This is a genomic window from Bradyrhizobium sp. (assembly GCF_028868675.1).
Taxonomy (GTDB): Bacteria; Pseudomonadota; Alphaproteobacteria; order Rhizobiales; family Xanthobacteraceae; genus Bradyrhizobium.
The window spans coordinates 1-14,238 of sequence record NZ_JAGWUA010000128.1 but is presented as its reverse complement, the minus strand read 5'-3'; the positions used below and the strand labels follow the sequence as shown (position 1 = coordinate 14,238).

Annotated in this window: 12 protein-coding genes and 1 pseudogene; 12 read left to right on the top strand and 1 reads right to left on the bottom strand. The window is 66.0% G+C overall.

From position 1 onward, the window contains the following. The 9 genes and pseudogenes from KGM94_RS25300 to ccoS all read left to right on the top strand — a co-directional run. Positions 1–82: pseudogene (locus KGM94_RS25300) on the top strand (transcriptional regulator); the annotation flags it as partial. Positions 83–282: 200 nt separating this feature from the next. Then, on the top strand, positions 283–1,932 hold the full coding sequence (gene ccoN, locus KGM94_RS16780) for a cytochrome-c oxidase, cbb3-type subunit I (RefSeq protein ID WP_300261451.1): 1,650 nt from the start codon (positions 283–285) through the stop codon (positions 1,930–1,932). A gap of 10 nt (positions 1,933–1,942) precedes the next feature. Next, complete coding sequence (ccoO, locus tag KGM94_RS16775; RefSeq protein ID WP_300261448.1) at positions 1,943–2,677, top strand: cytochrome-c oxidase, cbb3-type subunit II; 735 nt, start codon at positions 1,943–1,945, stop codon at positions 2,675–2,677. A gap of 13 nt (positions 2,678–2,690) precedes the next feature. Continuing rightward, positions 2,691–2,855 (top strand): cbb3-type cytochrome c oxidase subunit 3, encoded by a 165-nt coding sequence (locus KGM94_RS16770; RefSeq protein ID WP_300261445.1) that lies wholly within the window; start codon positions 2,691–2,693, stop codon positions 2,853–2,855. Positions 2,856–2,861: 6 nt separating this feature from the next. Beyond that, positions 2,862–3,734 carry a cytochrome-c oxidase, cbb3-type subunit III gene (ccoP, locus tag KGM94_RS16765; protein ID WP_300261442.1) on the top strand — a complete coding sequence of 291 codons (873 nt, stop codon included), beginning with the start codon at positions 2,862–2,864 and terminating at the stop codon, positions 3,732–3,734. Between the two features lie 118 nt (positions 3,735–3,852). After that, positions 3,853–5,319 (top strand): cytochrome c oxidase accessory protein CcoG, encoded by a 1,467-nt coding sequence (gene ccoG / locus KGM94_RS16760; protein WP_300261439.1) that lies wholly within the window; start codon positions 3,853–3,855, stop codon positions 5,317–5,319. Between the two features lie 10 nt (positions 5,320–5,329). Beyond that, entirely contained in the window at positions 5,330–5,821 is a 492-nt protein-coding gene (locus KGM94_RS16755; protein ID WP_300261436.1) for a FixH family protein, read from the top strand. 11 nt (positions 5,822–5,832) lie between these two features. Then, on the top strand, positions 5,833–8,025 hold the full coding sequence (locus tag KGM94_RS16750) for a cation-translocating P-type ATPase (RefSeq protein WP_300261432.1): 2,193 nt from the start codon (positions 5,833–5,835) through the stop codon (positions 8,023–8,025). Continuing rightward, positions 8,025–8,207, top strand: coding sequence for a cbb3-type cytochrome oxidase assembly protein CcoS (gene ccoS / locus KGM94_RS16745; protein WP_300261429.1), 183 nt, complete (start codon positions 8,025–8,027; stop codon positions 8,205–8,207). Before KGM94_RS16750 ends, ccoS begins: the two co-directional genes overlap by 1 nt. Positions 8,208–8,444: 237 nt before the next feature. On the opposite strand, the gene glgA is transcribed toward ccoS, so the two are convergent. Then, a complete protein-coding gene (glgA, locus tag KGM94_RS16740; protein ID WP_300261426.1) occupies positions 8,445–9,860 on the bottom strand; it encodes a glycogen synthase GlgA in 1,416 nt (471 codons plus the stop codon). Positions 9,861–10,036: 176 nt separating this feature from the next. On the opposite strand from glgA, the gene KGM94_RS16735 reads away from it, so the two are divergent. The 3 genes from KGM94_RS16735 to KGM94_RS16725 all read left to right on the top strand — a co-directional run bounded on the left by KGM94_RS16735 (position 10,037) and on the right by KGM94_RS16725 (position 13,594). Next, positions 10,037–11,236 (top strand): CoA transferase, encoded by a 1,200-nt coding sequence (locus KGM94_RS16735; RefSeq protein WP_300261423.1) that lies wholly within the window; start codon positions 10,037–10,039, stop codon positions 11,234–11,236. Positions 11,237–11,304: 68 nt separating this feature from the next. Beyond that, the gene (locus KGM94_RS16730; RefSeq protein ID WP_300261419.1) at positions 11,305–12,372 is read left to right on the top strand and encodes an alcohol dehydrogenase; all 1,068 of its coding nucleotides are present in this window, start codon (positions 11,305–11,307) and stop codon (positions 12,370–12,372) included. A 142-nt stretch (positions 12,373–12,514) separates the two neighbouring features. Continuing rightward, on the top strand, positions 12,515–13,594 hold the full coding sequence (locus KGM94_RS16725; protein WP_300261415.1) for an isocitrate/isopropylmalate dehydrogenase family protein: 1,080 nt from the start codon (positions 12,515–12,517) through the stop codon (positions 13,592–13,594). The last annotated feature ends 644 nt before the right edge of the window (positions 13,595–14,238 follow it).

Below are 14,238 nucleotides of genomic sequence, written 5' to 3'. Positions count from 1 at the left end.
GCTCGACGGCACGCAGCGCCTGGTCGGAATCATCGCCCGCGAAGACGTCATCGCCGCGCTGAAGGCCACCGCGCGCGACTGACGTTCCGCCTGGAACCGTCCGAAGTTCCCCGCGAAAGGCCGCGTGAAACGGCCGCGTGAACGTCCCCGAGAGATTGATTCCGGTAGCCGATGCACGCCGGACGAGCTCGGTTTTCGGCAAATCAGTCGACTTGATTTCGATCAATTCGCGGCTCGCGGGGATGTGGTTTCTGGCCGCGTCTTCTTTCAGAGAGAATCCGCATGAGCCAGCCCTCAATTTCCAAATCAATGACCATCGGTGAAAGCGGCCTGGCGGCAGTGTTCGCGGTCACCGCCTTCCTCTGCGTGATCGCCGCGGCCAAAGCGCTCGACGCGCCGTTCGCGTTCCATGCCTCGCTCGCCGCCGCGGCGAGCCTCGCGTCGGTCTTCGTGATCCTCAACAACTATTTCGGACGTCCGGCGGCGCTGCCGCCGCAGGAGATCAACGGCCGGCCCAACTACAACATGGGTCCGATCAAGTTCACCGCCTTCATGGCGGTGTTCTGGGGCATCGCCGGATTCCTGGTCGGCCTGATCATCGCCTCCCAGCTCGCCTGGCCGGCGCTGAATTTCGACCTGCAATGGATCCAGTTCGGCCGCCTGCGCCCGCTGCACACCTCGGCGGTGATCTTCGCCTTCGGCGGCAACGTCCTGATCGGGACCTCCCTCTACGTCGTGCAGAAGAGCTGCCGCGCCCGCCTTGCGGGCTATCTGGCGCCCTGGTTCGTCGTGGTCGGCTACAATTTCTTCATCGTGATCGCCGGCACGGGCTATCTGCTCGGCGTCACCCAGTCGAAGGAATATGCCGAGCCGGAATGGTATGCGGACCTCTGGCTGACGATCGTCTGGGTGGCCTACCTGCTCGTGTTCCTCGCCACGGTCATCAAGCGCAAGGAACCGCACATCTTCGTCGCGAACTGGTTCTATCTCGCCTTCATCGTGACGATCGCCGTGCTGCACCTCGGCAACAATCCGGCGCTCCCGGTCTCGCTGTTCGGCTCCAAGTCCTACATCGCCTGGGGCGGCATCCAGGACGCCATGTTCCAGTGGTGGTACGGCCACAACGCGGTCGGCTTCTTCCTGACCGCCGGCTTCCTCGCCATCATGTACTACTTCGTGCCGAAGCGCGCGGAGCGGCCGGTCTACTCCTACCGGCTGTCGATCGTGCACTTCTGGGCGCTGATCTTCCTCTACATCTGGGCGGGTCCGCACCATCTGCACTACACCGCGCTGCCCGACTGGACGCAGACGCTGGGCATGACCTTCTCGGTGATGCTGTGGATGCCCTCCTGGGGCGGCATGATCAACGGCCTGATGACGCTGTCGGGCGCCTGGGACAAGCTGCGCACGGATCCCGTGCTGCGCATGCTCGTGGTCTCCGTCGCCTTCTACGGCATGTCGACCTTCGAAGGCCCGATGATGTCGATCAAGGTGGTGAACTCGCTCAGCCACTACACCGACTGGACCATCGGCCACGTGCATTCCGGCGCGCTCGGCTGGGTCGGCTTCGTCTCCTTCGGCGCGTTGTACTGCCTGGTGCCGTGGGTTTGGAACCGCAAGGGCCTCTACAGCCTCAAGCTCGTCAACTGGCACTTCTGGATCGCCACCCTCGGCATCGTCCTCTACATCTCGGCGATGTGGGTGTCCGGCATCCTGCAGGGCCTGATGTGGCGCGCCTACACCTCGCTCGGCTTCCTCGAATACTCCTTCATCGAGACCGTCGAGGCGATGCATCCCTTCTACATCATCCGTGCGGCCGGCGGAGCGCTGTTCCTGATCGGCTCGCTGATCATGGCCTACAATCTCTGGATGACCGTGCGTGTCGGCGAGGCGGAAGTTCAAGCGCCCGTCGCTCTTCAGCCGGCGGAATGAGGAGCTGAAAATGTCTTTCTGGACACGCCATCAAGTCTTCGAAAAGAACTCGATCATCCTGGTCGTCGGCATCCTGCTGGTGATCGCGATCGGCGGTCTCGTCGAGATCACGCCGCTGTTCTACCTGAAGAGCACGATCGAGGTGGTCGACGGGGTCCGTCCCTACACGCCGCTGGAGCTCGCCGGACGCAACGTCTACGTCCGCGAGGGCTGCTATCTCTGCCACTCGCAGATGATCCGTCCGCTGCGCGACGAGGTCGAGCGCTACGGCCACTTCTCGTTGGCCGCGGAGAGCATGTACGACCATCCGTTCCAGTGGGGTTCCAAGCGCACCGGTCCGGACCTCGCCCGCGTCGGCGCCAAGTATTCCGACGACTGGCACGTCACCCATTTGACCAATCCGCGCGCGATCGTTCCGCAGTCGGTGATGCCGGGCTATCCCTTCCTCGCCGCCAACGAGGTCGATCCGGACACGATCGCCGACCACATGCGGACGCTCCGCATGGTCGGCACGCCCTACACCGACGACCAGATCGCCAACGCCGCGGCCGACATGAAGGCCCAGGCCGACCCGGACAATCCCGGCGCCGACGCCTTCGCCAAGCGCTACGCCAAGGCGGCGGTGCGCAACTTCGACGGCAAGCCCGGTGCCCCGACCGAGATGGATGCGCTGATCGCGTATCTGCAGATGCTCGGCACGCTGGTCGACTTCAAGCTCTACAACGAGAAAGCCAATCTTCGCTGAGAAGGCATGAACGATGAAAGCGATCCTATCAGTCCACAACCTTGCGTCCGATTTCGTGACGACATTCTGGACGCCGGCCTTCGTCGCGATCTTTCTCGCGATCGTCGCCTACGCATTTTGGCCCCGCAACAAGGCCGCTTTCGACGAAGCGGCGCGCCTCCCGTTGCGCGAGGAGTGAGAGATCATGACCGATCATAGCGAAATCGACAGCGTCTCCGGCAAGTCCACCACCGGACACGAGTGGGACGGCATCAAGGAGCTGAATACGCCGCTGCCGCGCTGGTGGGTGATGACGTTCTACCTCACCATCATCTGGGCGATCGGCTACTGGGTCGTGTATCCGGCCTGGCCGTTGATCTCCAGCAACACCACGGGCGTCTTCGGCTATTCCTCCCGCGCCGACGTCGCGGTGGAGCTTGCGAACCTCGAGAAGGTCCGCGGCGACAAGATGGTGGCGCTGGGCAAGGCCTCGCTCGCCGACATCGAGAAGGACCCGGCGCTGCTGGCGCTCGCCCGCGCCAAGGGCAAGACCGTGTTCGGCGACAATTGCGCGCCGTGCCACGGCTCCGGTGCCGCCGGCGCCAAGGGCTACCCCAACCTGAACGACGACGATTGGCTGTGGGGCGGCACGCTCGACCAGATCATGGCGACCATCCAGTATGGCGCGCGGTCCGGCCACGCCAAGGGCCATGAAGGCCAGATGCTCGCCTTCGGCAAGGATGGCGTGCTGAAGGCGGACGAGATCGTCACGGTCGCCAACTACGTCCGTGCGCTGTCTGGATTGTCGACCCGGCAGGGCTACGACGCCGCCAAGGGCACGAAGCTCTTTGCCGACAATTGCGCCTCCTGTCACGGCGACGCCGGCAAGGGCAACCAGGACATGGGCGCGCCCAACCTGACCGACAAGATCTGGCTCTACGGCTCCGACGAATCGACCCTGATCGAGACCATCTCGAACGGCCGTGCCGGCGTCATGCCGGCCTGGGAAGGGCGGCTCGACCCTGCTACCATCAAGGCGATGGCGGTCTACGTCCACTCGCTCGGCGGCGGCAAGTAAACCAAGGCGGATCAACGCGATCGAACGGGGGCAAGGGAAACCTGCCCCCGTTTGAGCTGGATCAACTGCCGGCTCGGGGTTGAGTCTAGGTTCGATCGTACCTGCAAACGGACCACGAATGAACAAGGCCGTGAACCCCAGCGAGCTCAAGCCGGAAGCCGACGTCGGACCGCTCTACGCGCCCCACAAGAAGGTCTATCCCCAGAGCGTTTCGGGCAAGTTCCGCCGCGTCAAATGGGGGCTGATGGCGTTCTGCCTCGGCATCTACTATCTCCTGCCCTTCGTGCGCTGGAACCGCGGCCTCGGCGCGCCCAGCCAGGCCGTGCTGATCGACCTGCCCAACAGCCGCTTCTACTTCTTCTTCATCGAGCTGTGGCCGCAGGAAGTCTACTACTTCACCGGCCTGCTGATCGTCGCCGCCGTCGCGCTGTTCCTGATGAACTCGATCGGCGGCCGCATCTGGTGCGGCTATCTCTGCCCGCAGACGGTGTGGACCGACCTGTTCTACGCGGTCGAGCGCCTGGTCGAGGGCGACCGGCGCGAGCGCATGAGGAAGGATGCGTCCACCGGTTCGATGAAGCTCGGGCGCATCTCCGAGATCGTGCTCAAGCATTCGATCTGGCTGATGATCGCCTGGTGGACCGGCGGCGCGTGGGTGCTCTATTTCAGCGACGCGCCGACGCTCGTGAAGCAGCTCGCCACCTTCCAGGCGCCGATGGTGGCCTATGTCTGGATCGGCATCCTCACCGCCACGACCTACCTGCTCGCCGGCTACATGCGCGAGCAGGTCTGCACCTATATGTGCCCCTGGCCGCGCATCCAGGCGGCGCTGACCGACGAATGGGCGCTCAACGTCACCTACCGCTACGATCGCGGCGAGAAGCGCATGTCGGTAAAAAAGGCGGCCGAGCTGCGCGCGCTCGGCGAGACGGTCGGCGACTGCGTCGACTGCTACCAGTGCGTCGCGGTGTGCCCGACCGGCATCGACATCCGCAACGGGCCGCAGCTCGAATGCATCCAGTGCGGTCTATGCATCGATGCCTGCGACGCCGTGATGAGGAAGATCAGCCGGCCCACCGGCCTGATCGGCTATGACAACGACATCAACATCCATCGCCGCGAGCAGGGCAAGGCGCCGATCTACCGTATCGTGCGGGGCCGCACCATCGCCTACAGCGCGATCATCGCGCTGGTCGGCGGCATCATGATCCATACGCTCGCGACTCGCAAAACGCTGGAAATGAACGTCCTGCACGACCGCAATCCCGTGGCGGTCGCGCTGAGTGACGGTTCGATCCGCAACGCCTACACGGTCCGGCTGCTCAACAAGAGCGGCTTCGACCGGGTGATCGCGATCGACATGAACGGACCCGTCAACTCGACGCTGCACGTGGTGGGCGTCGATTCCGTCACGCCCGACCGGCCGATGATCGTGATCGGCCGCGACCAGACCAGCGAATTCCGCCTGCTCGTGACCGCGCCGGCCGAGAACAATACGGAGAAGTCGATCCCGGTCCGCTTCCACGTCACCGATATCGGGCTCGGCGTCGCCGCGTCCGCCACCGACAATTTCGTCCTGCCCTAGGAGCTCGCCGATGGCCTCCGCACCCAAGCCGCTGACCGGGACCAAGGTCTTCATCATGCTGGCCGCCTTCTTCGGTCTCGTGATCGGCGTCAACGTGACCATGATGAAGCTCGCGATCGCGACGCTGCCGGGCACCGACGTCGACAGCCCCTACAGCGCCGGCTTGACCTACGAGCGGGAGATCATGGCCGCCCACGAGCAGGCCGCGCGCAAATGGCAGGTCAATGCCCACGTCCAGCGCAGCGCCGACGGCGGAGCCACGGTTCAGGTCGAGGCTCGCGATGCCGGCGGACGTCCGCTGACCGGATTGAAGTTCCAGGGCCGCCTGGAGCGGCCGACCGACAAGCGTGCCGACCTGCCGGTCGAACTCGCCGAGGTCGGCATCGGCATCTATCGCGGCAGCGCCAGCGCGGTCGCGCCGGGACAGTGGGATCTCGTGCTCGAAGGCGACGCGCGCGGCGAGCGCATGTTCCAGTCGCGCAATCGCGTGGTGCTGAACTAGAGGAAATCGTCATGCAGGTGACGCGGGATTTCTCACATTACGTCAGGGATGCCGGCCCCGGCCTGCAGCACATCGATCTCGCGGTCGAGGGCGTTCACTGCGCGGGCTGCATGGCCAAGATCGAGCGCGGGCTGTCGGCCATTCCCGACGTCACGCTGGCACGGGTCAATCTCACCGAGCGCCGCGTCGCGCTGGAATGGAAAGAGGGAACGCTCGACCCGGCGCGCTTCATCGATCGCCTCGCCGAACTCGGCTACAAGGCCTATCCTTTCGAGACGGCCAGCGCGGAGGCGAGCGAGGTCGAGCAGTCGCGCTTCCTGCTGCGCTGCCTCGGCGTCGCCGCCTTCGCCTCCATGAACGTGATGATGCTGTCGATCCCGGTGTGGTCCGGCAACGTCACCGACATGCTGCCGGAACAGCGCGACTTCTTCCACTGGCTGTCGGCGCTGATCACGCTGCCGGCCGCGGCCTATGCCGGCCAGCCCTTCTTCCGCTCGGCGTGGAGCGCGTTGTCGAACAAGGGCGTCAACATGGACGTCCCGATCTCGATCGGCGTGATCCTGGCGCTCGGCATGTCCGTGGTCGAGACCATCAATCACGCCGAGCACGCCTATTTCGACGCGGCGATCATGCTGCTGACGTTCCTGCTGGTCGGCCGCTATCTCGACCAGAGCATGCGGCGGCGGACCCGTGCGGTTGCCGGCAATCTCGCGGCGCTGAAGGCCGAGACCGCGGCAAAGTTCGTCGGGCCGGACGAAATCTCGCAGGTGCCGGTCGCCGCGATCCATCCCGGGGACATCGTGCTGCTGCGCCCGGGCGAGCGCTGCGCGGTCGACGGCACCGTGATCGAGGGACGCTCCGAGATCGACCAGAGCCTGATCACGGGCGAGACGCTCTATGTCACGGCGGAGCAGGGCACGCCGGTCTATGCCGGCTCGATGAATGTCTCCGGCACGCTGCGGGTGCGGGTCGCGGCGGCGTCGGAAGCGACGCTGCTCGCCGAGATCACCCGGCTGCTCGACAATGCGCTTGCCGCGCGCTCGCGCTACATGCGGCTCGCCGACCGCGCCTCGCGGCTCTACGCGCCGGTGGTGCATGCCACGGCGCTCCTCACCATTCTGGGCTGGGTGCTGGCGGGCGCGAGCTGGCATGATGCGATCGTGACCGGTGTCGCCGTGCTCATCATCACCTGTCCGTGCGCGCTCGGGCTCGCGATCCCGACGGTGCAGACGGTCGCCTCGGGCGCGATGTTCAAGTCCGGCGTGCTGCTCAACGCCGGCGATGCCATCGAGCGCCTCGCGGAAGCCGATCACGTCATCTTCGACAAGACCGGCACGCTGACGCTGCCGGATCTGGAAGTCGTCAACGCCGCCGACATTCCGGCCGACGTCTTCAAACTGGCCGGCCAGCTCGCGCTGTCGAGCCACCATCCGGTCGCCGCCGCCGTTGCGCAGGCGGCCGGTGCGAGATCGCCGATCGTCGGCGCGGTCGAGGAGGCCGGGCAGGGCGTGCGGGCCACCGTCGACGGCGTCGAGATCCGCCTCGGCCGTCCTTCCTTCTGCGGCGCCGAGCAACAGGCCAGGGAGAGCGCCGATCTCGATCCCGAAGCCTCCATCGTCGCCTTCAGCAGGGGCACGGAAAAATTCATCTTTGCGGTGCGCCAGGGCCTGCGTCCGGACGCGAAGGCGGTAATCGCCGCGCTCGGGGCGCGCAAGATCGGGCTCGAAATCCTCTCCGGCGACCGCGAGCCGGCAGTGAAGGCCGCGGCCGCGGCGCTCGGCATTGCCGAATGGCGCGCAGGCGTCACGCCGGCCGACAAGATCGCGCGGATCGAGGAGCTGAAGCAGCGCGGCGCGCGGGTGCTGATGGTCGGCGACGGCATGAACGACGCGCCGTCGCTCGCGGCCGCCCACGTCTCGATGTCGCCGATCTCGGCCGCGCATCTCAGCCAGTCGACCGCCGATATGGTTTTCCTCGGCAAGCCGCTCGCGCCAGTCGTCGCGGCCATCGACTACGCGCGCAAGGCGCTGCATCTGATGCGGCAGAACCTGTGGCTCGCCATCGTCTACAACGTCCTGGCGGTGCCGATCGCGATCAGCGGCGTCGTCACGCCCCTGATCGCCGCCGCCGCCATGAGCGGCTCGTCCATTTTCGTCATGCTGAATGCGCTGCGTGCGCGCAGCGTCGCGCGGGGGATCGACTGATGGAAGTCATGGTCATCCTGGTCCCGCTAGCGCTCGCGCTCGGGCTCCTCGGCCTCGCCGGCTTCCTGTGGTCGCTCAAGAGCGGCCAGTACGAGGATCTGGACGGCGCCGCCTGGCGCGCGATCGCCGACGACGATCCGCCGCAGGACACGCCGCCCGACCTCGCGCAGGCCAAGCACTAGGAACCTGAACGTAACGGGAAACGCAACGGTTTATATTACGCAGACTCCGTCATTGCGAGCGAAGCGAAGCAATCCAGAATCCCTCCACGGAAAGATTCTGGTTTGCTTCGTCGCTTCGCTCCTAGGAAGAAAGTGGTTGGTTACCGGTCTAAACTCAGTCAGAGTGGCTCACGCATTTTCATCTAAGGCGGGTCGGCCCCTCGGGCCGGTCGGAACTCGCAATGACGGAGTTCGTGGCTAAGCCGATGCGATCCTGCGATAGAGCGCGCCGTAGCACGACGCCGAGATGTCCCAGCTGAACGACCGCGCCATGGCGCTGCGGCGCATGGAGTCGAGCTGGTCCTGCGCGATGAAGGTCGAGAATGCGCGGCGGACACCGCCGAGGAACGCCTCCCGCGAGGGCCGGGCGAACAGGAATCCGGTCTCGCCGTCGGTGATGGTCTCGGCGAGCCCGCCAGTCTGATGGCCGATCGGCAACGAACCGAAGCGCTGCGCATACATCTGGCTCAACCCGCACGGCTCGAAGCGTGACGGCATCAGCGTGAAGTCGCTGGCGGCAAAAATCCGCCGCGCCTGCGCGTCATTGAAGCCGATCGCGACGCCGATGGCATCGGGCCGGCGGCGGTGCGCCTCGATCACCGCCTGCTCGAGCGCCGGCTCGCCGGAGCCGGTGACCACGATCTGCCCGCCGGCGTCGATGATCTCGTCGGCCGCCGAAAGGACAAGGTCGATGCCCTTCTGATGCACGAGGCGCGCGACGATGCCGAAGATCGGCCCGCGCGATACCGCAAGCCCGAACTGCTTGCGGACGTCATCCGCGTTCGCCCGCTTGCCGGCCCAGTCGCCGGCGCCGAAGGGCTGGGCGAGCTGCGCGCAGAAGCGGGGATCCCAGCTCTCGTCGATGCCGTTCAGGATGCCGGTGAGCTCGGAGGCGTCGGAGCGCAGGCGTAACAGGCCTTCCAATCCGCAGCCGAATTGAGCGGTCGTGATCTCGCGCGCATAGGTGGCGCTGACGGTGGTGAGGTGCGAGGCGTAGACCAGCCCGCCCTTGAGGAAGGAGAGCTGGTCGTAGAACTCGACTCCGTCGATGTGGAACGAGCTTTCCGGCGCCCCGATCCGTCGCAGCGATTCCTTCGGAAAGAGGCCCTGATAGGCGAGGTTGTGGATGGTCAGGATCGACGGCAGCCGCGTGCCCTGCCAGGCGAGATAGGCCGGCACGAGCGCGGCCTGCCAGTCATTGGCATGGACGAGGTCGGCTGCCCAATTCTCGTCCAGCGTGCCCGCGGCGAGCTGCGCGGCCGCCGAGGCAAGACGCGCGAAGCGGATGTCGTTGTCCGGCCAGTCCTGGCCCGTCTCGTCGCCATAGGGATTGCCGGGACGGTCGTAGAGCTGGGTGCAAAGCAGCACATAGACCGGCATTCCGTCCCTCGTTGCGGCCCTCCCGAGCGTGCAGGCCGGCACCTCCGCGAATGGCGGACAGCGCCCAACGATCTGAATCTGCGTGAGTTGTTCGATGATATCGCGATAGCCCGGCAGCATGATCCGGATATCGGCGAAGCCGCGCAGCGCGCGCGGTAGCGCTGCGGAAACGGCGCCCAGTCCGCCCACGCGGACGAAGTCGTCCATCTCGGTGGTTACGAACAAGACCCTCACGAACCGCCGCCCTCTTACGAGCCCGTCTTGCTGCTATGCAAGATCAGGTCCAGTTACCCGCGCATTCGCCCCCTGAATGGTTGCCGGTCCGGTTGAGGACTTTCCTGCCGGGCTGCTGCCCTCTAGGGTCGGCGCATCAACAAAGAAGAACGAACGCGGTTCCAAAGGAACGAGGAATGCAGCTGGCAGACGAGCATGAGCGAATGACGACGAAGGCCTTCGCCGGCCTGCGCGTCCTGGATTTCACCACCACCATCGCCGGTCCCCATTGCGCGCGGATGCTCGCCGACATGGGGGCGGAGGTGATCAAGATCGAGGCCGGGGAGGGCGAGGCGATGCGGACCCGGCCGCCGCTGCGCAACGGCTGCAGCACGGTGTTCGGCCAGCTCAATGTCGGCAAGAAGAGCGTGGTGCTCGACCTCAAATCCCCCGACGGCGTCGGAGCGGTGCGCCGGCTGGCCGCGACCGCCGACATCCTGGTGGAAAACTTCCGGCCCGGCGTGATGCGCCGGCTGGGGCTGGGCGACGACGCCCTGCGCCCGCTCAACCCCCGCCTGATCTACTGCTCGATCTCGGGCTACGGCCAGACGGGCCCGTCGGCCGAATTGCCGGCCTATGCGCCCGTCATCCATGCGGCGTCCGGCTACGACATGGCGCATCTCGCCTATCAGCCCGGCCGCAATCGGCCGGACTATTGCGGCATCTATCATGCCGACGTCGTGACCGGTACCTACGCCTTCGGCGCGATCGCGTCGGCGCTGTACCAGCGCACCGCCACCGGGCTCGGCCAGCACATCGACGTCTCCATGCTGGAATCGATGCTGACGCTGACGGTGATGGAGTTGCAGGCCGCGCAGTTCGAGGTGAAGCCGCCGCCGCGTCCGATGTTCGGACCGACCGAGACCGCCGACGGCTATGTCATGATCACCATCTCCAGCGAGAAGAGTTTTCAGAGCCTGATGAAGGCGATCCGTCGGCCCGACTGGATCGCCGACCCGCGCTTCGCCACCTACGCCGTGCGCCGCAGGAACTGGGGCGACATGATGGACGGCGTTGAAGCCTGGTCGCGCGCGCTCACGACCAGAGAGTGCCTGGCCGCGCTCGACGCCGAAGGCGTGCCTGCCTCGGCCTATCGCACCGTGGCCGAGGCGTTGGCCGATCCGCAACTGGCGCACCGGAAGGCGTTGAGCCCGGTCGAGGATGCGGGCGGCTCGTTCGGCGTGCTCAACCTGCCGTTCCGGATGTCGGGCGCCGACACGGCTCCCGCGAGCAGGATGGCGTCGCTCGGCGAACACACGCGCGCAGTGCTGGCCGAGGCGGCGGACGTCTCCGACGCCGCGTTAATTCCGTCAGGCAAAACCGCAAGCCGCGGCTGAGACGCGTTTGTCTCGCCCGTCCGGGCATGGCATGGTGGCGGCGACAGGAAGCATGCGGGAGTGACGCCATGAGGAGTTTCAAGGTTGCCGATTTCAAGGCGCCGCTGAAGGAGTTCGACGAGCCGACGCCGAAGCCTTCGGGCACGCAGGTGCTGATCAGGGTGAAGGCTGCCGGCGTCTGCCACAGCGACCTGCACATCTGGGAAGGCGGCTACGACCTCGGCCACGGCCGCAAGCCGCTGTCGTTGAAGGAGCGTGGCATCTCGCTGCCCCTGACCATGGGTCACGAGACGGTCGGCGAGGTGCTTGCCTTCGGCCCCGACGTGAAGCCCGGCGACCAGGGCGACCTCAAGGTCGGCGACGTCGGGCTGGTCTATCCCTGGATCGGCTGCGGCAAATGCGCAACCTGCCTCGCCGGCGAGGAGAACATGTGCCTGACGCCGCGTTCGCTCGGCGTCTATTGCGACGGCGGCTATTCCGACCACATGTTGGTGCCGCATCCGCGCTATTTGCTCAACCTCAGGGGGCTCGATCCCGCCACCACCGCGCCCTACGCCTGTTCGGGCGTCACCACCTACAGCGCGCTGAAGAAGGTCGAGCAGCATTTCAACACGCCGATCGTGATGTTCGGCGCCGGCGGCCTCGGCCTGATGGCGCTGTCGCTGCTGAAGGCGATGGGCGGCAAGGGTGCGATCATGGTCGACATCGACGCCCGCAAGCGCGAGGCGGCCGAGAAGGCCGGCGCGCTCGCCACCGTCGATCCCAAGGCGCCGGATGCGCTGGAGCAGATCGCGAAGAAGGCGGGCGAGCCGATCCGCGCGGTGATCGATCTCGTCGGCAACGCCGCCACCACCCAGCTCGGCTTCGACTGCCTGACCAAGGGCGGCAAGCTCGTGATCGTCGGCCTGTTCGGCGGCGGCGCGACCTGGGCGCTGCCGCTGATTCCGATCAAGGCGGTGACCATCCAGGGCAGCTATGTCGGCAATCTGCGCGAGACGCAGGAACTGCTCGAGCTCGTGCGGTCGAAGAAGGTGCCGCCGATCCCGGTCACCAGGATGCCGCTCGACAAGGCCAACGACGCGCTGCTGGACCTGCAGAAGGGCGCGCTGGTCGGGCGCGCGATCCTGACGCCGTAGGAGATTTCGTAGCCCGGATGAGCGAAGCGATATCCGGGTCGGGTGCCCCCGCATATCGCTACGCTCATGCGGGCTACGGACTTCGCGCGGACCCGTTGGCTCGCAATGACGTCGTGCACCATTCTTCGCCAAGGGAGCCCCCATGTCCGCCAACAACGCCTTCCACGTCGCGGTGCTTGCCGGCGACGGTATCGGGCCCGAGGTGATGGCGCCCGCGCTGGAAATCCTGCGCAGGATCGAGGCGAAGTCAGGCTTAAGTTTCCGCTTCACCGACGCGCCGGCCGGCGCCAACAACTATCTCGCCACCGGCAAGTCGATGCCGGACGCCACGGTGCGGCTGTGCGAGGAGGCGGATGCGATCTTGCTCGGCGCCTGCGGCCTGCCGTCGGTGCGCTACCCCGACGACACCGAGATCGCGCCGCAGATCGAGCTGCGCTTTCATTTCGATCTCTATGCCGGCGTGCGGCCCGCGCGCCTCATTCCGGGTGTGCCGAGCCCGATCGTCGGCGCGGATGCGCGCGGGATCGATCTCGTGCTGATCCGCGAATCGACCGAGGGCCTGTTCGCCTCGATGGGCAAGGGCGTCGTCAAGCATGAGGACGCGCGCGAGACGCTGGTGATCACGCGCAAGACCTCGGAACGGCTGTTCGAGTTCTCCTTCCGCCTCGCCGAGCGGCGCAAGGCGCGCGGCAAGGCCGGCGCGCTCACCTGCGTCGACAAGGCGAACGTGTTCAGGGCCTTTGCCTTCTTCCGCGGCATGTTCGACGAGGCCGCCAGGCGCCACCCGGACGTGACGGCGGAGCGCCTCTATGTCGATGCCTGCGCGGCGATGCTGGCCAAGCGGCCCTGGGATTTCGACGTGCTGGTGACCGAGAACATGTTCGGCGACATTCTCTCCGACCTCACCGCCAGCCTGATCGGCGGTCTCGGCATGGCGCCGTCGGCCGACATCGGCGACCGCTACGCGGTGTTCCAGCCCTGCCACGGCACCGCGCCCGACATCATGGGGCAGGGCAAGGCCAATCCCACCGGCATGATCCTGTCGGCGGCGATGATGCTGGACTGGCTCGCCGACAAGCACGGTGTCGAGAGCGCGGCTGAAGCCGGAGAGCGGATCGAGCGTGCTGTCGATCAGGCCTATGCTGGCGGCCTCAAGCCGATGGAGTTCGGCGGCCGCAACGGCACGGCCGATATCACCAGGGCGGTGCTCGCGGGGCTGTAGGTCTCGACGAGAGGCAAGAAAGAGCGCGGCAGAGCCTCCCCTTTGGGCGAGCTACCAGCGGGCACCAATGACGATGGCCCAGCCCCAGCGAGGTCGATAGAAGTGGCGCGGGCCACGGTAGGCCTCCAATCTTCTCGCATCCAGATCAGGAGCGCTCTCGTCCGGCTCGACTCTGGTCTATGGACCCTTCTCTGGCGGATGTGCGGAACGCCGGCTTGGCTTGCAGAACCTGGATAGCGCGGCTCTCGTTTTGATCAGCTGAAGGCGAGACGAAGAACTGGGGCAACCTCGCCACTCTGTCGATGTGAAGCGCGGGCAATTCGCACGGTTCAAATCAACGCGGCGCTTAGAGCCTGCCCGTAGATCATTGCGGCCACAATTGACAGCAGTAAGCCTGCTCCCGAGAAGATGACGAGCAGCTTTAGAGTTTCGACTTCAACATTCGTTCTCGTCGCGCGGGATATTGCCTTTGCCAGTGCAGCTATCATCGCCAGCTCCGAAGCAGGCCGCGCCGGAGGCCAGACCTGGTTCCATCTAGGTAGCGTCTCCAGGCGCGTTTGCATGTGAAGCAGATTACAGGCGATCCGTCGAATTTCGCTCGACGTCCCTATACGGACTGCGGCGTCTCACCAAGCCGTGATGGC